General features: G+C 60.4%; 24 protein-coding genes. 12 read left to right on the top strand and 12 right to left on the bottom strand.

Translation table 11 applies throughout. The features are described 5' to 3' along the window. The first annotated feature begins 30 nt into the window (after positions 1-30). Both ACR0FE_RS14290 and ACR0FE_RS14285 read left to right on the top strand, forming a co-directional pair. Entirely contained in the window at positions 31-1,701 is a 1,671-nt protein-coding gene (locus tag ACR0FE_RS14290; RefSeq protein WP_480913452.1) for an adenylate/guanylate cyclase domain-containing protein, read from the top strand. Positions 1,702-1,907: 206 nt separating this feature from the next. After that, on the top strand, positions 1,908-3,626 hold the full coding sequence (locus ACR0FE_RS14285) for a bifunctional sulfate adenylyltransferase/adenylylsulfate kinase (RefSeq protein ID WP_170807918.1): 1,719 nt from the start codon (positions 1,908-1,910) through the stop codon (positions 3,624-3,626). Between the two features lie 56 nt (positions 3,627-3,682). Here the strand turns inward: ACR0FE_RS14285 and ACR0FE_RS14280 are convergent, their stop codons facing one another. The 4 genes from ACR0FE_RS14280 to ACR0FE_RS14265 form a co-directional block, all read right to left on the bottom strand. Next, positions 3,683-4,555, bottom strand: coding sequence for a glycosyltransferase family 10 domain-containing protein (locus ACR0FE_RS14280; protein ID WP_480913451.1), 873 nt, complete (start codon positions 4,553-4,555; stop codon positions 3,683-3,685). Further along, the gene (locus ACR0FE_RS14275) at positions 4,552-5,439 is read right to left on the bottom strand and encodes a PhzF family phenazine biosynthesis protein (RefSeq protein WP_480913449.1); all 888 of its coding nucleotides are present in this window, start codon (positions 5,437-5,439) and stop codon (positions 4,552-4,554) included. Before ACR0FE_RS14275 ends, ACR0FE_RS14280 begins: the two co-directional genes overlap by 4 nt. 113 nt (positions 5,440-5,552) lie before the next feature. Continuing rightward, positions 5,553-5,777 (bottom strand): DUF1150 family protein, encoded by a 225-nt coding sequence (locus tag ACR0FE_RS14270; protein WP_170614745.1) that lies wholly within the window; start codon positions 5,775-5,777, stop codon positions 5,553-5,555. A 5-nt stretch (positions 5,778-5,782) separates the two neighbouring features. Further along, a complete protein-coding gene (locus ACR0FE_RS14265) occupies positions 5,783-6,196 on the bottom strand; it encodes an Hsp20 family protein (protein WP_010441788.1) in 414 nt (137 codons plus the stop codon). Positions 6,197-6,360: 164 nt separating this feature from the next. Between ACR0FE_RS14265 and ACR0FE_RS14260 the strand changes: the two genes are divergently transcribed. From ACR0FE_RS14260 to ACR0FE_RS14250, 3 genes are all read left to right on the top strand, one after another. Further along, positions 6,361-6,585 carry a YdcH family protein gene (locus ACR0FE_RS14260; protein ID WP_037308505.1) on the top strand — a complete coding sequence of 75 codons (225 nt, stop codon included), beginning with the start codon at positions 6,361-6,363 and terminating at the stop codon, positions 6,583-6,585. Positions 6,586-6,649: 64 nt separating this feature from the next. Next, positions 6,650-7,138: a 5-(carboxyamino)imidazole ribonucleotide mutase gene (gene purE, locus ACR0FE_RS14255; RefSeq protein ID WP_321254452.1), complete on the top strand. Its 489-nt coding sequence runs from the start codon at positions 6,650-6,652 to the stop codon at positions 7,136-7,138. Beyond that, on the top strand, positions 7,131-8,198 hold the full coding sequence (locus ACR0FE_RS14250; protein WP_480913446.1) for a 5-(carboxyamino)imidazole ribonucleotide synthase: 1,068 nt from the start codon (positions 7,131-7,133) through the stop codon (positions 8,196-8,198). Before purE ends, ACR0FE_RS14250 begins: the two co-directional genes overlap by 8 nt. A 67-nt stretch (positions 8,199-8,265) precedes the next feature. Here ACR0FE_RS14250 and ACR0FE_RS14245 read toward each other — a convergent pair whose 3' ends face one another. The 6 genes from ACR0FE_RS14245 to ACR0FE_RS14220 all read right to left on the bottom strand — a co-directional run bounded on the left by ACR0FE_RS14245 (position 8,266) and on the right by ACR0FE_RS14220 (position 14,139). Then, positions 8,266-9,417: an alpha-D-ribose 1-methylphosphonate 5-triphosphate diphosphatase gene (locus ACR0FE_RS14245; RefSeq protein WP_480913445.1), complete on the bottom strand. Its 1,152-nt coding sequence runs from the start codon at positions 9,415-9,417 to the stop codon at positions 8,266-8,268. Then, positions 9,414-10,187 carry an alpha/beta fold hydrolase gene (locus ACR0FE_RS14240; RefSeq protein WP_480524309.1) on the bottom strand — a complete coding sequence of 258 codons (774 nt, stop codon included), beginning with the start codon at positions 10,185-10,187 and terminating at the stop codon, positions 9,414-9,416. Before ACR0FE_RS14240 ends, ACR0FE_RS14245 begins: the two co-directional genes overlap by 4 nt. 38 nt (positions 10,188-10,225) lie before the next feature. Beyond that, complete coding sequence (locus tag ACR0FE_RS14235) at positions 10,226-11,068, bottom strand: DMT family transporter (RefSeq protein WP_480913443.1); 843 nt, start codon at positions 11,066-11,068, stop codon at positions 10,226-10,228. A gap of 238 nt (positions 11,069-11,306) precedes the next feature. Further along, a complete protein-coding gene (groL, locus tag ACR0FE_RS14230) occupies positions 11,307-12,947 on the bottom strand; it encodes a chaperonin GroEL (protein WP_480913441.1) in 1,641 nt (546 codons plus the stop codon). A gap of 55 nt (positions 12,948-13,002) precedes the next feature. Beyond that, positions 13,003-13,290, bottom strand: a complete 288-nt coding sequence (locus tag ACR0FE_RS14225; protein ID WP_170614752.1) for a co-chaperone GroES — start codon at positions 13,288-13,290, stop codon at positions 13,003-13,005. A 174-nt stretch (positions 13,291-13,464) separates the two neighbouring features. After that, entirely contained in the window at positions 13,465-14,139 is a 675-nt protein-coding gene (locus tag ACR0FE_RS14220) for a DUF2161 domain-containing phosphodiesterase (RefSeq protein WP_480913439.1), read from the bottom strand. A gap of 121 nt (positions 14,140-14,260) precedes the next feature. On the opposite strand from ACR0FE_RS14220, the gene ACR0FE_RS14215 reads away from it, so the two are divergent. From ACR0FE_RS14215 to ACR0FE_RS14185, 7 genes are all read left to right on the top strand, one after another. Further along, positions 14,261-15,241: a TraB/GumN family protein gene (locus ACR0FE_RS14215; RefSeq protein WP_480913437.1), complete on the top strand. Its 981-nt coding sequence runs from the start codon at positions 14,261-14,263 to the stop codon at positions 15,239-15,241. Positions 15,242-15,349: 108 nt separating this feature from the next. Then, positions 15,350-16,270: a manganese-dependent inorganic pyrophosphatase gene (locus ACR0FE_RS14210; RefSeq protein WP_480913435.1), complete on the top strand. Its 921-nt coding sequence runs from the start codon at positions 15,350-15,352 to the stop codon at positions 16,268-16,270. A gap of 239 nt (positions 16,271-16,509) precedes the next feature. Continuing rightward, the gene (locus ACR0FE_RS14205; protein WP_480913433.1) at positions 16,510-17,385 is read left to right on the top strand and encodes an HAD family hydrolase; all 876 of its coding nucleotides are present in this window, start codon (positions 16,510-16,512) and stop codon (positions 17,383-17,385) included. A 101-nt stretch (positions 17,386-17,486) separates the two neighbouring features. Continuing rightward, positions 17,487-17,930: a MaoC family dehydratase gene (locus ACR0FE_RS14200; protein ID WP_170614757.1), complete on the top strand. Its 444-nt coding sequence runs from the start codon at positions 17,487-17,489 to the stop codon at positions 17,928-17,930. 68 nt (positions 17,931-17,998) lie between these two features. Beyond that, positions 17,999-18,931 carry a bifunctional riboflavin kinase/FAD synthetase gene (locus ACR0FE_RS14195; protein WP_480913431.1) on the top strand — a complete coding sequence of 311 codons (933 nt, stop codon included), beginning with the start codon at positions 17,999-18,001 and terminating at the stop codon, positions 18,929-18,931. Further along, positions 18,928-19,401 carry a YcgN family cysteine cluster protein gene (locus tag ACR0FE_RS14190; RefSeq protein ID WP_480913429.1) on the top strand — a complete coding sequence of 158 codons (474 nt, stop codon included), beginning with the start codon at positions 18,928-18,930 and terminating at the stop codon, positions 19,399-19,401. The genes ACR0FE_RS14195 and ACR0FE_RS14190 overlap by 4 nt, the downstream gene beginning before the upstream one ends. Continuing rightward, positions 19,401-20,435: a threonine aldolase family protein gene (locus tag ACR0FE_RS14185; protein ID WP_480913427.1), complete on the top strand. Its 1,035-nt coding sequence runs from the start codon at positions 19,401-19,403 to the stop codon at positions 20,433-20,435. Before ACR0FE_RS14190 ends, ACR0FE_RS14185 begins: the two co-directional genes overlap by 1 nt. Before the next feature lie 35 nt (positions 20,436-20,470). On the opposite strand, the gene ACR0FE_RS14180 is transcribed toward ACR0FE_RS14185, so the two are convergent. Together ACR0FE_RS14180 and ACR0FE_RS14175 are read right to left on the bottom strand one after the other, a co-directional pair. Continuing rightward, positions 20,471-21,295, bottom strand: a complete 825-nt coding sequence (locus tag ACR0FE_RS14180) for an alpha/beta fold hydrolase (RefSeq protein WP_480913425.1) — start codon at positions 21,293-21,295, stop codon at positions 20,471-20,473. Further along, the gene (locus ACR0FE_RS14175; protein ID WP_480913423.1) at positions 21,292-21,894 is read right to left on the bottom strand and encodes a DsbA family protein; all 603 of its coding nucleotides are present in this window, start codon (positions 21,892-21,894) and stop codon (positions 21,292-21,294) included. Before ACR0FE_RS14175 ends, ACR0FE_RS14180 begins: the two co-directional genes overlap by 4 nt. Positions 21,895-21,923: the final 29 nt, after the last annotated feature.

Here is a 21,923-nt window from a genome sequence, read left to right as displayed (position 1 = left end):
GGCACGAAAGGCCGGATATGGGTGGCATCATTGAGTAACGTTCTGTGGCGCGGCGGATGGGCTACCCGTCTTCGGATCGGCAGCGGCCTTGTCCTGTTTACCTTTGCCTTCTTCCATTTCATCAACATTGGCCTGGGCCTGTTTCACACGGATTACCTGCATGGCATGCAGGATGGGCGTCAGGCTGTGACCCGGCACGATGCCGGGGCAATCCTTCTGTATGCGGCGCTGTTCACCCATGCCGGTCTGGCGCTTTATTCCATCGCCCAGCGCAGAACCCTGCGCATGCCGTTCAGCACCGGATTGCAGGTTGTTCTGGGGTTGCTGATCCCGCTGCAGCTGATCTCTCACATTGTTCATACACGGTATGCGCACGAGATTTTCGATGTGAATGACGAGATGGGCTATATCATCATCCTGATGTGGCCCAGCATCGCGATCTGGATGCAAAGCCTGTTGCTGTTGTTGGTCTGGATACATGGCTGTATCGGCCTGCATATGTGGCTGCGCCTGACCCGTTGGTGGTCACGGGCCGTGCCCTATCTGATTGGATTGGCCGTTTTCATCCCAACCTTTGCGCTTGCGGGGCTGCTGACCGAGGGGCGGCGGCTGTGGTTGGATTTCGCCGATGATGACCTTCGCGAGCAGTATATCGAGCACTACAACTGGCCCTCCCCCGAAGCTTTCCAAACCATGTTCGGTGTCAAGAACACCTCGCTAATGGTGTTCTGGGTGGCCCTTGGGGCGACGCTTCTGATCTATTTCGGGCGCAAGATGTGGCGGCGCAGGCATTCGGTGCGTGTCCGGTATGTGGACGGCCCCGAGGTAGTGGCAGAGAAAGGCATGACCCTGCTTGAGATTTCTCAGGCCAACGGCATCCCGCACACTGCATTGTGCGGCGGCAAGGGGCGTTGCACCACCTGCCGTGTAATTGTCGAGAAAGGCGCCGACGATCTTCCGTCCCCCAGTGCAGTCGAGGCACGCAGTCTGAGCGCCGTAAACGCCCCGCAGGGCGCGCGCCTGGCCTGTCAGATTCGCCCGACCGAACCCGCAACCGTGTTCCGCATGTTCCGCCCTGAAGGCCGCCGCGGGCGCGCGCATGCCAGTCAGGGAAAAGAGCGCCAGCTTGCCGTGCTGTTTCTGGACATGCGCGGGTTCACCGCGCGCACGACCGGCCAATTGCCGTATGACATTGTGTTCCTTCTGAACCGGTTCTTTGACGCGATCGTGCCGCCCATCACTGCCCAGGGCGGTGTTGTCGACAAATACATGGGCGATGGGCTGCTGGCCGTGTTTGAAACACCGGATACCGCAAGCTCGGCCCGGGCCGGGCTGAAGGCGGCAGCCGAGATCAGCCAGGCGCTGCAGCAGTTCAACCGTCAGCTTGAGGGCGAAGGCGCACCGGGTGTCCGGATCGGCATGGGTCTGCATCTGGGCGATCTGGTTTTGGGCGAGATCGGCGCTGCCGGTTCGGCTTCTCACACCATTATCGGGGATGCCGTGAACGTGGCCAGCCGGTTGGAAGCCGAAACCAAGGCACTGGGTGCGGAACTGCTGGTGTCCGAGACGCTTTTGCAGGCGGCGGAGTTTGATTACAGCGTTTCAGACATCCACTTTTTCGAGCTGCGCGGTGTGAGCCACCCGGTGCCGGCCCTGACCGTCAAGCGTGCATCGGAACTTGAGCTGAGCGTCGCGGCATAGGAACACATTCGCTGAATACGGCGGAATTGTTGCCAATTTGAAGAACCTCGATCGCAATTGCATTCCAAACATGGAAAATCCTTCCAATCCGGGAGAATTCGACGCATATCGTCCTTTGTTTCATGAAGGTATATGGACTCCGGGCCTGCATCGGGGCACATGCGCCGCGACGACAGGCAACACCACACTGTAATAAGAGTATTCTGATGACGATGTTAAGCAATCTGGCACCGATCCCTGAACTGTACGTATCCTATGACTCGGCCCAGAAACTGAAGGTCGAAGCCGCCGATCTGACAAGCTGGGACCTGAGCCCGCGCCAGATCTGCGATCTGGAGCTGCTGATGAATGGTGGGTTCAACCCGCTCAAGGGTTTCCTGTCCGAGGCCGACTACGACAACGTCGTGGAAAACATGCGCCTGGCTGACGGCACCCTGTGGCCGATGCCGATTACGCTGGATGTCAGCGAAGATTTTGCCGAGAACATCGAACTGGGTCAGGACATTGCCCTGCGCGACCAGGAAGGTGTCATTCTGGGCACCATGACCGTGACCGACCGTTGGACACCGGACAAGGCGCGTGAGGCCGAGAAAGTCTTTGGCGCGGACGACGACGCGCACCCGGCCGTGAACTATCTGCACAACGTGGCCGGCAAGGTATATCTGGGCGGCCCCGTGGTCGGCATTCAGCAACCGGTCCACTACGATTTCCGCGCCCGCCGCGACACCCCAAACGAGCTGCGCGCCTATTTCCGCAAGCTGGGCTGGCGCCGCATCGTGGCGTTCCAGACCCGCAACCCGCTGCACCGAGCGCATCAGGAACTGACCTTCCGCGCCGCCAAGGAGGCGCAGGCCAACCTGCTGATCCATCCGGTTGTCGGCATGACCAAGCCGGGTGATGTCGATCACTTTACCCGCGTCCGCTGCTACGAGGCGGTACTGGACAAGTATCCCGCATCCACCACATCGATGTCGCTGCTGAACCTGGCGATGCGCATGGCCGGCCCGCGCGAGGCGGTCTGGCACGGGCTGATCCGCGCCAACCACGGCTGCACCCATTTCATCGTGGGCCGCGACCATGCCGGCCCCGGCAAGAACAGCCAGGGCGAGGATTTCTATGGCCCCTACGACGCGCAGGATCTGTTCCGCCAGTTTCAGGACGAAATCGGCGTCGAGATGGTCGACTTCAAACACATGGTCTATGTTCAGGAGCGTGCTCAGTACGAGCCGAATGACGAGATCCTGGACAAGGACAAGGTCACGATCCTAAACATCTCGGGCACCGAACTGCGCCGCCGTCTGGCCGAAGGTCTGGAAATCCCCGAATGGTTCAGCTTCCCCGAAGTCGTTGCAGAACTGCGCAAGACCAAGCCGCCGCGCAGCCAGCAGGGCTTTACGGTGTTCTTCACCGGTTTCTCGGGCTCGGGCAAATCCACCATCGCCAACGCGCTTATGGTTAAGCTGATGGAAATGGGCGGCCGCCCGGTGACTCTGCTGGACGGTGACATTGTGCGTAAGAACCTGTCATCGGAACTGGGCTTCTCGAAGGAACACCGCGACCTGAACATCCGCCGCATCGGCTATGTGGCGTCCGAAATCACCAAGAACGGAGGCATCGCCATCTGCGCGCCGATCGCGCCCTACGCCACAACCCGCCGCGCGGTTCGCGAGGAGATCGAGCAGTTCGGCGCGTTCTGCGAGGTTCACGTGGCCACCACGATCGAGGAATGCGAGCGCCGCGACCGCAAGGGCCTGTACAAGCTGGCACGGGAAGGCAAGATCAAGGAGTTCACCGGCATCTCGGACCCTTACGACGTACCGCAGAACCCGGAACTGCGCGTTGAAACCGAGAATGTCGAGGTCGACAACTGCGCCCACCAGGTACTGCTGAAACTGGAAAGCATGGGCCTGATTGCCGCGACCTGAGCCGGTTTCAGAACCTGAACATGGAAGCCCCCGGTCTTTGCCGGGGGTTTTTTGTCTTAACTGCCGGAATTCAGTTCCGCGCGCAGCGCCTCGACCGCGCGGCGTTCGAAGGCGCCAAATTCGGCGGCTTTGGCCTGAATGGCCTGCACATGCGGCAGACGGGCAGTGTAATCCTGTGGCGATGCATCCGCAATCGCCTGCTGAATTTCAGCCTTGGATTCGCACAGGATCATGCCCGAAGTGTCCATGAAGTCGTCGATATTCGGGCATCCCCAGTAGATCGGCACGGTCGAACACAGGATCGCATCGATCAGCTTTTCCGAGAAGTAGTTCCGTTCCCGGACGTTCTCGATAACCACCGAGTACCGGTATGGGGCCAGACCATCGGACTTGTTTTCAAACGGTTTGTAACCCCGGCCCATTACATCGACATCCGCGCCACTTTCCCGGACCCAGTCAATCAGTTCGTGCCGCAATTCATGCCCAACCTGATCCCGTTTGGCAGACGCGATGAGGGAACAGGAGCGGTTTTTTTCAATTTTCAGATCCTGCCAGTCCAACACCTGCGTATCGCCGTAGGGCAGGAACACGGCGTTCGGGATGGTCTGCAGAAGGATGTCGTGAAAGGTGAACACCCGGAAAAAACGGCGATGGGTCCAGCGCAGCATCCGGTCGTGCTTGGCGTGAATGGCCGAAGGTTCCCCCATCATCAACGAAATGCGCGCGCGTGTGCCCCGACGCAACCGCAAATGTACGGTAGAGTTGGGGTACATGATCAGGTGATCGGTGCGCTCGAGATCGCCGATGGTCTTGCCGGTCAGGCGCTCCGGGCAGCCCTCGGGCCAGATGAGATCGGACAGTGGAACTGCCCCCAGTTTCGGACCCAGACGGTGGCCGTAGGGCAAAATGGCAATCGCGGGACGGGTCATTGCAACATCTCAGTCAGGTCGACCTGACCACGCATCAGGACATGGCCGCGACCGGCAACCCTGATCCCGGTCATCGCGTCCGGGGGACCGACTCGCGTGACAGTCGCCTGTCCGGGGCGGCCCATGTCGTGCCCCTGCTCTGCCACAAAGCTGTCATTGGACATCAGGCCGTATTTCCACAGGTAAGCCGCCATGGCGCCCGTGGCCGAGCCGGTGAACGGATCCTCTGGCGGGCTGGGTGGCGCCAGCAGCAGGCGCGAGAATGTGTCACCTGCAGACGTTGCACCCTTCAGCGTCACTAGGAAGGGTTCGGCCATATCTGAGCCCGAAAAACCTGCCTTCTCGGCCACCTTGCGCAGAGGCTCTTCGGACAGTTTTGCGGCGCGCAGGGCATCATGATCGCGCAACACGGTGATGCAGAACGGTAATCCGGTCGACACGAACTGGGGCGGGGAGATGATGGCGCTTTCAGGCAGGCCGATCGCGGCGGCAACAAGTTCCGCGGGCACGTGTTGGCCAAATTGGGGGGCAACCTGCGTCATCTCAATTTCATCGCCGTTCAGGTTGATCGATACGATCCCTGCCCCGGTTTCCAGCGTTAGGCTGTCGCCTTCGAACAACCCGCGCGACCGCATGGCTGCAACCGTGGCGATGGTGGGATGCCCGGCAAATGGGATTTCGCGGCTGGCCAGGAAGTAACGCACATGCACATCCGCGACTTCCGAAGGGCCGGTGAAGGTGCATTCCACAAGCGAGGTTTCGCGGACATAGGCCATGCACACTTCCTGCGGCAATACGGCACCACCGTGGACCACGGCACAACCGTTTCCGCCAAATGCCCGGTCGCTGAAGGCGTCTACCCAGTCAAAATCGAACCAGCTCATGCGTCACTTTCCCCGAACCATATGAATTACGGGCGCATCCGGCCCTTCCGGTTCGCATATGTCGCCGCTATGGCGGCAATTGTCACGCTAAAATCAGCCGGAGGCGGGGCCGTTCAGTGAACGGCCACCGGTGAAAAGTCATGTTCACGGGCCAGGACAAAGGCCAGTTTCCGGTCGGCGACCAGCGCCAATTGCTGTCCGTCGGAATCGTGAACCGCGTAGAGCTGATCCAGATCACCAGCCTGCTCTCGCACTTCCAAGGGAAGATCGGCAACATCGACCGCTTTGACATACACGATCCGGTCGCCTTCGGTGTTAATCTCAATCGGTGTATTCATTGCTCTTACCCCTTCTTTATGTTGATCGTCTGCACCACGGTTTCCGGAACAGCGCGGGTCAGATCCACGTGCAGCAGACCGTTTTCCATGATCGCCTCGCCGACTTCGACCCCATCAGCCAGCACAAACATGCGCTGAAACTGACGCGCCGCGATGCCACGGTGCAAAAAGATGCGCCCCTCGCTGTCGTCGCGTTGACGGCCCCGGATCACCAACTGGCGATCCTCGATGGTGATCGACAGATCTTCTTCCGCGAACCCGGCCACGGCCAGGGTGATGCGATACGAAAAATCCGATGTCTGTTCGATATTGTAGGGCGGGTATCCTTCGTTGCCAGCCTTTGCAGACCGTTCCAGAAGGCGTTCCAACTGCTCGAACCCCAAAAGATGCGGGTATGAGCCAAGAGTAAGTTTTGACACGTTTTCTCGTCCTTTTATGTCAAAGCGACGGGTAGTGCGGCCCCGTTGCGGCAACCGCGTGTAATAGAATATGGGAATATGCAGGGATGTCCACAAGGTCTGGCCCGATAAACCCTGACACACTATCTTGTGTGGAAAGCACCACAACTACGACTGAGTCGCCTATGAATGCGCCTACCGATCTTTCCATGAAAACTGATGAGGTTTTGCGGGTTGAACTTGAGGTGTTCCGACGTCAGCACCGCGATCTGGACGAAGCGATCGAGGCGCTGCAGGCAACGGGTACCTCGGACCAGCTGACCATCAAACGTCTGAAAAAGCAGAAACTGCGGCTGAAGGACATCATCCGGCTGATCGAGGACCGCCTGACCCCCGACATCATCGCCTGACGCATTGCCAGACAGGTGGATTTGGCTATAGTGCGCGCTCTTTGAAAAGCCGGGGAAAATGCGGATGGGTGAGATCAAGGTAGGCATCATCATGGGCAGCCAGTCGGACTGGCCCACGATGAAGGAAGCCGCGGATATTCTGGACGAACTGGGTGTTGCCTACGAGGCGCGCATCGTGTCGGCCCATCGCACGCCGGATCGCCTGTGGGACTATGGAAAAACCGCTGTATCGCGCGGCTTGCAGGTGATCATTGCGGGTGCCGGCGGGGCAGCGCATCTTCCGGGCATGATGGCTTCGAAGACACGGATTCCGGTGATCGGAGTGCCGGTTCAGACGCGGGCCCTGTCGGGTGTCGATTCCCTCTATTCCATCGTTCAGATGCCGAAAGGGTTTCCGGTGGCGACCATGGCCATCGGATCGGCGGGTGGTGCCAATGCCGGGTTGATGGCTGCTGGTATCCTGGCCCTGCAGGATGCCGAACTGGCCGGACGGCTGGATGCCTGGCGCGAGGCCCTGTCGGCCTCTATCCCCGAGGAGCCTGCCGATGACTGAAGCATTGCAAACCGGGGCTCGGATCGGAATTCTGGGCGGTGGCCAGCTGGGCCGGATGCTGTCGGTCGCAGCGGCCCGTCTGGGGTTTGTCACGCATATATTTGAGCCAGGCGCGAACCCGCCTGCTGGCCACGTCGCCGACCGCGTGACCACTACCGCCTATGACGATGCCGACGCCCTGAGTGCCTTTGCCGAAGACGTGGATTTCATCACCTATGAGTTCGAGAACATCCCGACCGAGGCACTGGATCTGCTGGAAGCGCATCGCCCCATTCGCCCGGGCCGCGAAGCCCTGCGGGTCAGTCAGGACCGGCTGACCGAGAAGAGCTTTCTGCAGGGACTGGGCCTGAAAACGGCACCCTTTGCCGACATCACAGATCTGGACAGCCTGCGCGCAGCGATTGATGAGATCGGCACACCCGCCATTCTGAAAACCCGCCGGTTCGGTTATGACGGCAAAGGTCAAGCCCGGCTGCGCGCGCCCGACGACGCCGAATCCGCACTGGCCGATATGGCGGGGGCGCCTGCCATTTTGGAAGGCTTCGTGGATTTCTCGCACGAGGTGTCCGTCATCGCCGCCCGTGGTCTGGACGGTCAAGTTGCCTGTTTCGATCCCGGTGAAAACGTCCACCGTGACGGTATCCTGCATACAACGACCGTACCGGCGCGGCTGTCGCCCTCGCAGCGAACGGATGCCGTGCTGCTGGCGGCCAATATTCTGAACGCGCTGGATTATGTCGGGGTGATGGGCGTTGAACTGTTTGTCACGGCCGAGGGTCTTATCGTCAACGAAATCGCCCCGCGTGTTCACAACTCGGGACATTGGACCCAGAATGGATGCGCCGTGGATCAGTTCGAACAGCACATCCGCGCTGTCGCAGGGTGGCCTCTGGGGGATGGCCAGCGGCATTCCGACGTGGTCATGGAGAACCTGATCGGCGCCGATATGGACCGTGTGCCCGATCTGGCCCGCGAGCGGGATGTGGCGCTGCATCTTTACGGCAAGGCCGACGTCAAGGCAGGCCGCAAGATGGGCCATTTCAACCGGGTCATCCGCTGAGGGGTATCGTGCCGGCGTGCGATGCCTCAGTCGAAGCTGTTCGTGAACTAGAGGAGACGCAGCGCGCTTATGCCACCAGGCGCGCCGCGATGTCCCCGGACATGTAGCTGACGCGCCCACCCGCCAGAGTGGCCGCGACACGGTTGGTGGCGGTTTCCAAGATCACCAGATCGGCCCGTTTGCCCGATGCAAGCGTGCCGCGATCCGTCAGACCCAGCACCTGCGCAGGCCCTGACGAGACCAGCGCCCAGGCCCCGGCCAGATCCAGCAGACCGCTTTTGGCCAGCATCAGGGCCGCGCGGCGCGGGCTGGGGTAATGGTAATCCGACGCCAGCGCGTCGCACAGGCCCATCGTGATCAGGTCAAGCGCGCTGGCATTGCCTTTGTGCGAGCCGCCCCGCACCACGTTCGGAGACCCCAGTATGACGTGATCACCGGCAGCACGGGCCGCCTCGGCGGCTTCCAGCGTTTCGGGAAACTCTGATATCCGGGCCCCACGCGCGCGCCAGTCTGCCCGGGCCCGGGCCGTGGCGTCGTCATGACTGCCCAACCGGACACCGCGATCGGACAGCGTGGCGCAAAGCTGTTCCAGCGCTGCCGGTACTTCCCCTGACCGGGCATGCATTTCTTGCAGCATTTCGAGATGCGCTTCAGGGCTGCGCCCGGCCTTGAGCGCCTGCCCGGTCAGACGCGGCGGTGTGCGCCCTTGCGCCAGGCGGTCATGCGGCAGATGATCATTGAACACCACATAAGGCACCTGCCACCGGGCAATACGCTCGGGCAGGTCCGCATAGTCGTCCAGCATGTGGGTTTCAAACCGCAACTGGGGCAACAGATCCGTCACGACGGTATCCCTGACCCCGGCAATCGCGTCAAAGACCTGGCCCGCAAATCCCGGGCCGCGCACGCCGCCCTCCCAGCTATGGAACTGGGCCAGCACGGCTGTGGTAATACCATTTGCGGCCAGTTCCGCCTCGGCCGACACCAGACCTTCGGCCATTTGCTTCATCGCTCCGCGACGCGGGGCAAGATGGCGCTCAAACCCGTCCCCGTGCAGATCGACGATCCCCGGCAGGATGGTGTATCCCGACAGATCGATCTGCCGTCCGGCCCCCGAGGACTGAATGATCCCGTCCGCCACGGCCAGTTCGGTTCGCGTCACTTCGTGACCCGACACAAGAACATCCGCCCGGGTGAAGGTCAGTTCAAGTGCGGTCATCGCGTCGGCTCCGACGGAGGTTCTGAACAGTCCTCTCCGATACAGATCTCGTCAATGACATCCATGACACCGTCCAGCCAGGTGATCTGCGGATCAAAGCGGCCAAATTCGATAAAATGCAGCGCCTGCGCCATGACCCGGGGGTTGTTCATCATGAAGGTATGGGTCACCGGCAATACGATGTGATCGGCCATGCCTGCGACACGGGTGGTTCGCACTGACACCTTTCCATCATCCCGCCCCTCGATCATCGACGAAAACAAAGGGTTCAGCGAGTTCTCTCCCGCGATTACTCCAAGATCGAATTCGACCGGCGGCAACTGGCCGGGAATACCCTCCGGTCCGGTTCCCAGCGCCAACCCGGCTGGACCGTTGAGCATACCGAAAACCTCCCATGAGCCAAGCTCATCAACCAGTTGGCTGCCCTGGTTTGGCGGGCCCAGCATGACCACGCGGCCCAGGTTGTCCGGTGTATTGTCCTGCAGCCAGTACCGCAGAAGAATTCCGCCCATCGAATGGGCCACGACATTTGCGGTCTCGTCCCCGCAGGCGGCAAGGGCGCCCGGCACGGTTTGCCGGGCCAGTTCGGGTATGGGCAGATCCGTTGACGGGTAATCCGGACGCACGACTTTGTAGCCGTGGGCGCTAAACAATTGCTCCATCACCGAAAACGAAGCCTTGGTGCGCGCAAGCCCATGCAGCAAAACAACGCATTTCGCGCTGGCAAAAGATGGAGCGAGGCAAAGAAGCAATACGACCAGAAATCTCATAGCCGCCAGATAAGGCTTATCGTGGATCGTGAAAACCCCTAGCCGGTCTTCCGTCGCGATATGGCCATCGCAATGCCGCCCAGAACCGCGACGGTTCCAACGGCCAGACGTAGACCTGCCGTTTCCCCCAGCAGGGCAATGCCAGCCGCGATGGCTATGATCGGAACGCTCAGTTGCACCACGGCCGCAGTCGCAGGCAAAAGCTGAGGCAGAACCCGGTACCACAGCGCATAACCCAGCCCCGAAGTCACGGCGCCGGACAAAATCGCCAGCGCATACCCAGCGGGTGCCATCTGCCACGCTCCGCCCAACAAAAACAGCGCAACGGACGTGACCGGCAGGGCCACCACGAAATTGGCAGCTGTTCCCTGCAATGCGTCGGGCTCGGACCGGCCTGCCAGCGAATAGGCGGCCCAGCCCACACCCGCCGCTGTCATCAGCGCGGCACCGGACAAGTCGACCTGAACAGCACCAGATGGCCACAACACATAGCCAAGTCCGGCGAGTGCAATCCCCGCTCCGGCCAACTGGCGCGCGGTGGGGCCCGAACCTGTCACGGTGCCAAAGGCAAACATGGAAATCTGTACGACCCCGAACAGGATCAACGCCCCCAATCCCGCATCAAGGGTCAGATACGCCATCGAAAACCCGATCATATAAAGGGACAGTGACCCTGCCCCGATAACCCTGCGTTTGTGAAATACCGGCAGATGCCCGCCTTGTTGCCGGACCAGCACCACCAGCATCAAGGCCCCAGACAGAACCCGCACCACGGCAAATCCCGCCGGATCGGCGACACCGCTGTCGATTGCCAGCCGGTTCAGGATCGAGTTCGCCGCGAAGGCGCACATGGTCAGGGTGGTCAGCAAGAACAGTCTCATATCAACCGCATAGCTGGTTCGCTGCGAACTGGACAGTCCTTTCCGCAAACACCCGGCGCTTCATCTTTTCCCAAATACTCCCGCCGGAGGCATGGCCGCATCGCGGCCATCGAAACCGAAACGGGGCCGCCCGAAGACGACCCCGTTCCTTTGCACTGTGCGTCCCCGTGAAGCAACCTGGCCATGGGGCCTGGCACCTGTCGGGGTCGTCAGAATTCGCCGGAGCGAATTCGACGTCTTACATCATGCCGCCCATGCCGCCCATGTCGGGCATGCCGCCTGCGGCAGGTGCGTCTTTCTGCGGCTTGTCTGCAACCATCGCTTCGGTGGTGACCAGCAGACCGGCAACCGATGCCGCGTCTTCCAGAGCGGTACGGACAACTTTGGCCGGGTCGATCACGCCGAACGAGAACATGTCGCCATATTCTTCGGTCTGCGCGTTGAAGCCGAAGGCAGCATCCGAGGATTCGCGAACTTTGCCTGCAACAACCGCACCGTCGACACCTGCGTTCTCGGCGATCTGGCGCAGCGGCGCTTCGATAGCCTTACGAACGATGTTGATGCCTGCGTCCTGATCAGCGTTTGCACCCTTCAGAGTTTCCAGTGCTTTACCGGCCTGAACCAGAGCAACACCACCGCCCACAACGACGCCTTCCTGAACGGCAGCGCGTGTTGCGTTCAGAGCATCGTCCACACGGTCCTTACGCTCTTTCACTTCAACTTCGGTCATGCCGCCGACGCGGATAACAGCAACACCGCCTGCCAGTTTGGCAACGCGCTCTTGCAGCTTCTCGCGGTCGTAATCCGACGAGGTTTCTTCGATCTGGGTGCGGATCTGTGCAACACGTGCTTCAATCTCGGCTTTCTCGCCAGCACCGTCGACGATGGTGGTTTCGTCTTTGGTGATTTCGATTTTCTTGGCGGTGCCCAGCATGTCCATGGTGACGGACTCAAGCTTCATGCCCAGGTCTTCGCTGATGACCTGACCGCCGGTCAGGATTGCGATGTCCTGCAGCATGGCTTTGCGGCGATCGCCGAAGCCCGGTGCTTTGACAGCAGCAATTTTCAGGCCGCCGCGCAGTTTGTTGACAACCAGAGTTGCCAGCGCTTCGCCTTCAACGTCCTCGGCAATGATCAGCAGCGGCTTTTGCGACTGGATCACCTGCTCGAGCAGCGGAACCATCGGCTGCAGCGAAGACAGTTTTTTTTCGTGCAGCAGGATCATGCAGTCGTCGAGTTCTGCGATCATCTTGTCTGCGTTGGTGACGAAGTAGGGCGACAGGTAGCCACGGTCGAACTGCATACCTTCGACAACGTCGGTCTCGGTTTCCAGACCTTTGTTTTCTTCGACGGTGATAACGCCTTCGTTGCCAACCTTCTGCATCGCGTCTGCGATCTGCTGACCGATTTCGGCTTCGCCGTTGGCCGAGATGGTGCCAACCTGAGCAACTTCTGCCGAGTCCTTGACTTCGCGCGAAGCGGCCTTGATGCCTTCAACAACCTTGGCGGTTGCCAGGTCGATGCCGCGCTTCAGGTCCATCGGGTTCAGGCCCGCTGCAACCTGCTTCAGACCTTCTTTGACGATGGCCTGTGCCAGAACAGTTGCGGTGGTGGTGCCGTCGCCGGCTTCGTCATTGGTGCGGCTGGCGACTTCTTTCACCATCTGCGCGCCCATGTTTTCGAACTTGTCTTCCAGTTCGATTTCCTTGGCAACCGAAACACCGTCTTTGGTGATGCGCGGCGCGCCGAAGGATTTGTCCAGAACCACGTTGCGGCCTTTGGGGCCCAGGGTCACTTTAACCGCGTCAGCCAGGATGTTCACACCCTTCAGCATACGGTTGCGGGCATCGGTGTCGAACTTGACGTCCTTTGCAGCCATGTCGTTTCTCCTTGAGAAATATGTTGGAAATGAAGATCAGAGAAAGCGCGTGGGCTTACTCGATGATCCCCATGATGTCGCTTTCTTTCATCATCAGCAGCTCTTCGCCGCCGACGTTGACCTCGGTGCCCGACCATTTGCCGAACAGGATCTTGTCGCCGGCTTTTACGGCCATTGCGATCAGTTCGCCGCTGTCCTTGCGTGCACCTTCGCCGGTTGCAACGACTTCGCCTTCGCTGGGCTTTTCTTTTGCGCTGTCAGGAATGATCAGGCCGCCTGCTGTTTTCTCTTCGCTTTCAACGCGACGGACCAGCACACGGTCATGAAGCGGTTTCAATGCCATCTTTGCAGCTCCTTGGGCTCAAAGTTTGTTTATCCTCCCCTCACCTAATGGCGAGGCGTTAGCACTCGAGTCACCCGAGTGATAACGACGCATAGCTAGGGAGTTGGAAAGGCCGAGTCAACAAGATGTGAGAAACTTTTTGCGTCAGGGATTCCAGCGGGGCCGTTTCAGGCTTCAGTCCTGCTGTTCCCAGCTGTAGGCCCAGTGCTTCAGCCCCTCGGATCCACAGGCCGACAATTGGTAGACCCCCTTTTCGACTTTTTCGAACCAGCCATAGTGATTGTCGCGCATGATGCGCGTCGCGCCGGTAACTCCGGTTGCGCTGGCCACGTCAGATCCCTTGGTCGCGCCGCATTCCGCCAGATGGGCCGCACATTTCAGGGCGTCTTGGCGGTACCCGGTCACGATTCCGTGCCGCGTGGCCCCGCCCGCATTCGGGTCGCCCTGCAGCCGGTCGAATTCCCGCAACAACCGCGCGGCCCTTACCTTGTTCTTGCGAGGCGCGTAAGGCCCCGGGTCGCAATGCACCTCGGCCCGGCCATCTTCCCGGACGGTAATCAGGCCCAAACCCAACCTGCGACACAAGGACAGGTTATCCCTCAGCGCCCGCCTTGCGGTCCGGCCCTTGGGTTTACGCACGCCGACATAGACCTGATCGGTCACTTTCAGGCGCGTGATCGCCTGATGAAACAGGGCCAGCGAAAACCCCAGCTTCAGTTCGACAATGACCGGATCATCGCCGTCGCGCGCGGCGACGATATCGGCTGCGCCGACCTCGCCCTTGACGGTGTATCCCTGACGTTCAAGCAACGCCTTGATCGGCGGGTATAGGTCCTGTTCGCGCTTCATCTCACCATGCTAGGCTATTCGGCCGGGATTGCCAGACGTTGCCACCCCCTTCAGCTTGCGCCCCGCCGAAAGGAAAGGCAATGTCGCGCCCGATAGGATAACCGTCAAACCGGGGAAAACGATGCGCCTTCTGATATTTCTGTTGTGCCTGATCTTGCCTGCCAGCCTTCACGCCGCTTGCGAAGGCCGCGACCTGAGGGCGGACATGACACCCGAGATGGCGACCCGCCTTGAACACGCCTTGGACGGCATCCCCTTTCCCGAAGGCAACCACTGGGTTGCTGTCAGGGGCGACACGGTGTTGCATCTGATCGGAACCCTGCACGTCAATGACCCGCGCATGTCCGCCGTGGTCGAGCGGCTGGAACCGCTCCTGAAAGACGCCGACGCCTTTTTCTTTGAAACCTCGCAGGCCGAGATGAAAGCGTTCGAGCAGGCTCTGGCCAAGGACCCCAGCCCTTTGCTGATCACATCGGGGCCGACTCTGATTGATCTGATGTCGGCCGAGGATTGGGCCGCCCTGTCAGCCACCTTGGCCAAACGCGGCATTCCCGCCTGGACCGCCGCCAAGTTGCGCCCCTGGTTTTTGAGCCTGACATTGGGCGTGCCATCCTGCGTCGCCCAGACCCCGGACGGAGACCGCGGCATGGATGCACGCCTGTCCGAACTCGCCGATACCCATGGTATTCCGCAATACTCGCTGGAACAGGTCGAGAATGTCATTGCGATGTTCGAAAGTCATCCGATCGAAGAACAGGCCCAGTCACTGGCCCGGCTTGCCGGCGCGCTGGAGGCCAGCGAAGACCAGCTGGCCACGATGACCAACGCCTATCTGGAAGAAAAACATGCCGAAATCATCCAGCTTTCCTTGCTGCAGGGGTTCGACGCATCAGATCTGACGCAGGAAGAATTTGATGCCGAATGGAAGGCGTTCGAGCAGCAATTGCTGATCCAGCGCAACGACAACTGGCTGAAGCACATTCTGGAACTGAAGAACCAAACGGCCGTCATCGCCGTGGGTGCGGGGCATCTGGCAGGTCAGCAGGGGTTGTTGCATCAATTACAGCTTGCGGGTTTCACGCTGACCCGCGCGCCCTTTTGATCTGACAGTCAGATTTGACTAACAGTCGCATCTGGCGCACAGCCGGGTGACAAGCCTGTCTGTCCACCCTATAAGGCCCGCAAAATCCCATTTCTGCAGGACACTGACATGACAATTCAGGTTTTCGGCCACAAGTCCCCCGACACTGACTCGACCGGCTCGCCCATTCTGTGGGCCTGGTATCTGAACGAAATCCAGGGCGAGAAAGCCGAGCCGGTGCTGCTGGGCGAGCCCAATACCGAAGCCGCCTTCATGCTGCGCCACTGGGATCTGCCGAAACCGCGGATCATCGATGACGTGAGTGAGGGCGCTCCGGTCGTCATCGTCGACACCAACAACCCCGCCGAGCTGCCTGCCGGTATCAACGGCGCCGATATCCGCGCCATCATCGATCACCACAAGCTGGTCGGCGGCCTGGAAACCAAAGGCCCGATCGACATTACCGTTCGCCCGCTGGCCTGTACCGCAACCATCATGATCGACCTGATCGGGGATGACGCGGCCAAGATGCCTGACGCCATCAAAGGCGCGGCGCTGACCTGCATTCTGTCCGATACGCTGGAGTTCCGCTCGCCCACAACAACACCGCGCGATCGTGCGGTCGCGGAAAAGCTCGCCGCCGAACTTGAGTTGGATATTTCGGAATACGCTGCCGACATGTTCGCCGCGAAGTCGGACGTTTCGTGCTTTTCCGACGCGGAACTGATCCGCATGGACAGCAAGGAATACGAAGTCGACGGCACCAAATTCCGCGTCTCGGTTCTAGAAACCACCGCGCCCGGTGTTGTTCTGGACCGCAAGGACAGCCTGGCAGGCTCGATGGCGGATGTCGCCAGGGAAGATGGTGTGGATCAGGTTCTGCTGTTCGTTGTGGACATCCTGAACGAAGAAGCCACCCTGTTGGTTCCGAACGATCTGGTCAAATCCGTTGCCGAAAAAAGCTTTGGCGCCTCGGTCGACGACGATGCAGTGGTTTTGCCCGGCATCATGAGCCGCAAGAAACAGATCATCCCGAACCTCAAGGTCTGACACCGAACTCTTTTCAGATTGTCAGGCGCCCTTATCGGGCGCCTTTTTTTTGCGAGGCTCTGCCTCGCGCTCCGGGATATTTTTGGCCAGATGAAGTTTGGATCCCCTGCTTCATCTGGCTGAAAGTATCCTGGGGGAGACGCCCGAAGGGCGGCGGGGGCAAAGCCCCTACTGGCCAAACCGGTATTCCTCTGCCATAGGCTTTGATGACTTTCCCACCGCGTCAACAGGGGCCTGACATGACACAGATCATCCAATCGCTTGCCGAGGTTTCCGACCGCTACAAAGCTCTGTTCGTCGACCTGTGGGGCTGCGTGCACAATGGCATTACAGCCTTCCCCGAAGCGGTTGCTGCGCTGCAATCTTACCGCGCGTCGGGTGGTTTGGTGGTTCTGGTCACAAACTCACCAAAACCCCGTGCCGGTGTGGCAATGCAACTGACGCAGTTCAACGTACCGGCCGACGCCTATGACACCATCGCCACCAGTGGCGACTCGGCCCGGTCGGCCATGTTCCGCGGAACGGTTGGTCAGAAGGTCTTTTTCATGGGCGAATGGGAGCGCGACGAAGGGTTCTTTGAACCGCTCAAGCTGTTGCATCACCCAATCCAGATCGAACGGGTGCCGTTGGATGAGGCCGAAGGGATCGTTTGCTGCGGCCCGTTCGACCCCATGGCGGACCCGGCGGTCAACCGGGCCGATTTTCTGTACGCCAAACAAAAAGGGCTGAAGCTGCTCTGCGCAAACCCCGATATTGTCGTGGATCGTGGTGAAGTGCGGGAATGGTGTGCAGGGGCTCTGGCCCGCCTTTACACCGAAATGGGCGGTGAGAGCCTGTATTTTGGCAAGCCTCATCCGCCGATTTACGATCTGGCCCGGCGCAGGCTGCAGGAACTGGGCGCAGACATTGCCGATGCCGATATTCTGGCAATCGGTGACGGTCCACATACGGACATCGCCGGCGGCATGGGGGAAGGGATTGATTCCCTGTTCATATCCGGCGGTCTGGCTGCATCCGAGACAAAAACGTCATACCAGCCTGACCCGGATGCGCTAAACAGCTATATTGAAAAAGAAAAAATAAACCCAACCTATTCGATCGGCCGTCTGAGGTAATAAAATAGGGCTTGATTTTCTGCACTTGCGAAGTAATAAAGTTGCCAATCGATGACTACGGGCGGTTTTTTATTTCTCCGCCAACTGCAAGTGAGGGCAACATGTTGGACAATCTTCCGCGCGGAACGATCTGTATCGAAGACATTGAAATGGGCATGAGCCGCCACCTGCGCAAAGTGGTGACGGACGAGGACATCGAGATGTTTGCCCAGGTGTCGACCGACCGGAACCCGGTTCATCTGGACGACGATTATGCCCGCGACACGATTTTCGAAGGGCGCATCGCGCATGGGATGCTGACGGCCGGCCTGATTTCGGCGGTAATCGGCGAACAGCTGCCCGGCCACGGTACCGTGTACATGGGGCAGTCGCTGAAGTTTCTGGCTCCGGTCCGTCCCGGGGACATGGTTTATGCCGAGGTCAAGGTCATCGACATCGACTTTTCGAAGCGGCGCGTCAAGCTGGACTGCCATTGTTCTGTCGAAGGTAAAAAGGTTCTGGTTGGCGAAGCCATGGTTCTGGCCCCCTCGCGGAAATTCGACTGAGGCGAACTCTGACTGGTCCGGTATCGGCAGGTCTTGAACCCGCCTCTCAGTCCCGCTAGGCAGACGCCATGCGCATCATCCGGGATTTTCAGTTTGTCGAGCCTCAGGACCGGGGCGCCAGCGTGGCGATCGGGAATTTTGACGGCGTTCATATCGGCCATCAGTCGGTCATCGAACTGGCGCGCAAGGCCGCGCCGGATGCGCCCTTGGGTGTCATGACGTTCGAGCCGCATCCGCGCGAGTTTTTCGCGCCGGACAGCCCCCCCTTTCGGCTGATGCGTGGTAACAGCAGAGCGCATCGGCTGGAAAAGCTGGGGGTGCAGAAGCTGTATGAACTGCCCTTCAACAGTGCGCTGGCCGGCCTGACCCCCGAGGAATTCGCGCGCGATGTCATTTGCAAAGGCCTGGGTCTGGCGCATGTGGTGGTGGGGGCCGATTTCTGTTTTGGCAAGGGACGCAGCGGCACAGCCGATGACATGGTCCGGTTTGGCCAGGGCATGGGGTTTGGGGTCACCATCGCGCCGCTGATGGAACGGTCCGAGCATGTGGTCTCATCCACCGCGATCCGACAGGCGCTGAGTGACGGACGCCCGCGCGACGCCGCCTCGATGCTGGGTCACTGGCACCGGATCGAAGGCGAGGTCATCGGTGGGGAACAACGCGGGCGCGAACTGGGTTTTCCGACGGCCAACATGTCCATCGAAGGGCTGCACCCGCCGAAATTCGGCGTCTACGCGGTGCTGGTTGACGTTCTGGATGGACCCAATCAGGGCAGCTATCGCGGTGCCGCATCCGTTGGGACGCGCCCGATGTTCAATGGCGCAGTGCCGAATATCGAGACCTTTCTGTTCGACTTCTCGGGCGATCTTTACGGGGCCACATTGTCGGTGGGGCTGGTGGACTATCTGCGCCCGGAAATGACGTTTGAGGGGCTGGACGGGCTGGTCGCGCAGATGGATGCGGATTGTGCCCGTGCCCGCGAGGTTCTGGCGGGCCAATGAAACAAGACCCGATCGAACGCGGCGGCCTGTCGCATCGCTTTTGGGAGCGTAAGCCCCTGCGTCGCCTGAACGAGCGCGAATGGGAGGCCCTGTGTGATGGCTGCGGTAAATGCTGCCTGAACAAGCTGGAAGATGAAGACACGGGCGAGGTCGCCCTGACCTGCGTCGCCTGCCGCCTGCTGGACGACGAAAGCTGCCGCTGCACGCAATACGACATCCGCCATCAGTTCGTGCCGGAATGCATCGTGATGACCCCGGACAATATTGACGATCACGCCTATTGGCTGCCGCAGACCTGTGCCTACCGGCTGCTGTGGGAAGGCAAGCCCTTGTATGACTGGCACCCCTTGATATCGGGGACGCCGGACAGCGTTCATGCGGCCGGGGTTTCCGTTCAGGGGCGCACCGTTTCCGAATTCGAGACCCCTCTGGAAGAGTGGGAAGACCATATTATCGAGGAGCCCGTCTGATGTTTTTCGCCTCTGACAATTCCGGACCAGTCCATCCCGAAGTGCTGACCGCGCTGAGTGAAGCCAATCAGGGCTATCAGATGGCCTATGGCGCCGACACGCTGATGAACGAGGTGCGCGACCGGATCCGGGGCGTCTTCGAGGCGCCGGGCGCGGCGGTATACCTGGTGGCGACAGGCACGGCTGCAAACTCGCTGGCGCTGGCGACACTGGCGAACCCTTGGGACACCGTCTTTTGCTCGCCCGTCGCCCACATTCACGAGGATGAGTGCAACGCGCCCGAGTTCTACAGCGGCGCCAAGCTGACGCTGGTGCCCGGCGGCGACAAGATGCAGCCAGAGGCATTGCGCAGCAGCATTCTGGGCGAGGAGACCCGCGGCGTACATGGTCCGCAGCGCGGCCCTGTATCGATCACTCAGGTGACCGAGCGCGGTTCTGTCTATTCGCTTGCCGAATTGCAGGGGCTGTGCGGTGTGGCACGGGAATACGGCCTGCCGGTGCATCTGGACGGGGCACGGTTCGCCAATGCTCTGGTCGCGCTGAACTGTTCGCCTGCCGAAATGACGTGGAAAGCCGGGGTGGACGCCGTAAGCTTTGGCGGCACCAAGAACGGGCTAATGGGCGTCGAAGCCGTTGTTTTCTTTGACGAAAGCAAAGCATGGGAATTCGAATTGCGCCGCAAGCGGGGCGCGCATCTGTTTTCCAAACACCGCTATCTGTCCGCGCAGATGGCGGCCTATCTGCGGGACGATCTGTGGCTGCGCGCAGCCCGGCAGGCAAACGCGAATTGCGCAAGGCTGGCGGCAGGATTGCAGGCGGCCGGTGCGGATTTCCTGCACGAGCCGAAAGCCAATATCGTTTTCGCCCGTTTCCCGAGGCACCTGCATCGTCGCCTGCACGAAAAGGGCGCGGTCTATCACATGTGGGGTGATGAACTGGACGGGGCGGACGAAGACGAGATGCTGGCCTGCCGCCTTGTCTGCGACTGGTCCATCAGTGCGGAACAGATCGACCGGTTTCTGGCCCTTTTCTGACGGTTGTCGGTGGCGTCGCCCCCGCCGCAGCAAATTCAGACAGAAGAAGCCAACGGAATTCGGAAGAACTCCGACAGGCTGCGCGCCGTCTCTTTTGGATGGGAAATCGGCAGCATGTGCCCTGCCCCCGGGATGATTTCGGTGGTTGCCGCAGGCAGACGGCGTTGCAGGCTGTTGCATATTGCGGGGATGACCGGGTGCGTCAGCGATCCGCTGAGGATCCGGACCGGCATCTGGGCGCGTTCAAGTTTGCACGGTTGCAACAGGCCCGCACCGTCCTCGTATAGGGCATTGTTGGAGGCCGGGACTACATGCACCCCGCGGATCATTGCGGCGCGGGTACGGTCCGGCAGATCCGCCCAGCGGGGGCTGTCCTGTGTGCTCCACATGCGGTTGAACAGGCGGGCTGCCTGCGATGCGTTGCCTGTGGCGAGCGCGGAGACAAAGGGTTCTGCATCTCGCTCATGCTGATCGTAAAGGTTCGGGGCGTCCAGCTTTGCCAGGGCAAAAAAGACCGGCTCGATCAGAATAGCGCGGCGCACGAGGTCGGGGTGTTCGACCGCCAGGCGCAACGCGATCATCGCACCGAAGGAGTGGCCGATCACATCCATCGGTTTTTGCAGCTGGCTGGCCGCCAGTTCGGTCATCCGGTCAAAAAAGTCGCCGCGCCCGTCCCAATCGGGGCTGCGGCCGTGTGACAGCATGTCCGGCGCAATCAGGCTTGCCTTCCCGCTCAGCGCAGCTGCAAGGCCCGACCAGGCGCCGGAATGGGCAATGGTGCAATGCAGGGCGAGCACCTGATGCGCGCCCTTGCCCAGTGTTCGCACAAAGACATCTTGCGGCAGGGTACGGCCTGTCATGCCTTCAGCGTCGACAGGTGCCGGTCCAGATCGTCCAGCCTGTCCTGCCCCCAGAACCGCTGGTCATCCGGGGTGATATAAAACGGCGCGCCGAACACGCCGCGATCAACGGCCTCTTCAAGATTGGCGGCGTAGGTTTCCGCACCCACAAGCAGGCCGCTGTCGGCAAGTCCGGGATCGAACCCGGCCTGTGACAGGCAATCGCGGATCACATCATCCTGAGCGATGTCCTTTTCCTCGGCCCAGCAGGCACGCAGGATTGAATGGCAAAGCTGCCCGACATCGCCGGACCCGTCCTGAACGGCGGCGATCACGGCGTAGGATGAGGGGGCCATATTCGTTGGCCAGTGCGCGGGTTGCAGGTTGAATTCCATTCCCAGATTTCTGGACTGGCGCAGCAATTCCTGAGCCCGGTATTCGATGCGAGAGATGTGCCGATCCTTTGGCGGAACCCCACCAGTGCGCGAGAACAGAGCGATAATGTCCAACGGCTTGTAGTTGATCGTCGCACCGCGCTTTGCCGCGATCTCCTCCAACCGGGTTCCGGCCAGATAGGAATAGGGCGAGAGTGTCGCAAAATAGTAGTCAATCTGGGTCATGTGCACTTTCTCCGCTGCGTTACCTTTGC

It is taken from the genome of Ruegeria sp. K7 (assembly GCF_056531785.1).
The sequence above is the reverse complement of the archived record's forward strand: the minus strand, read 5'-3'. Positions and strand labels throughout refer to the sequence as shown.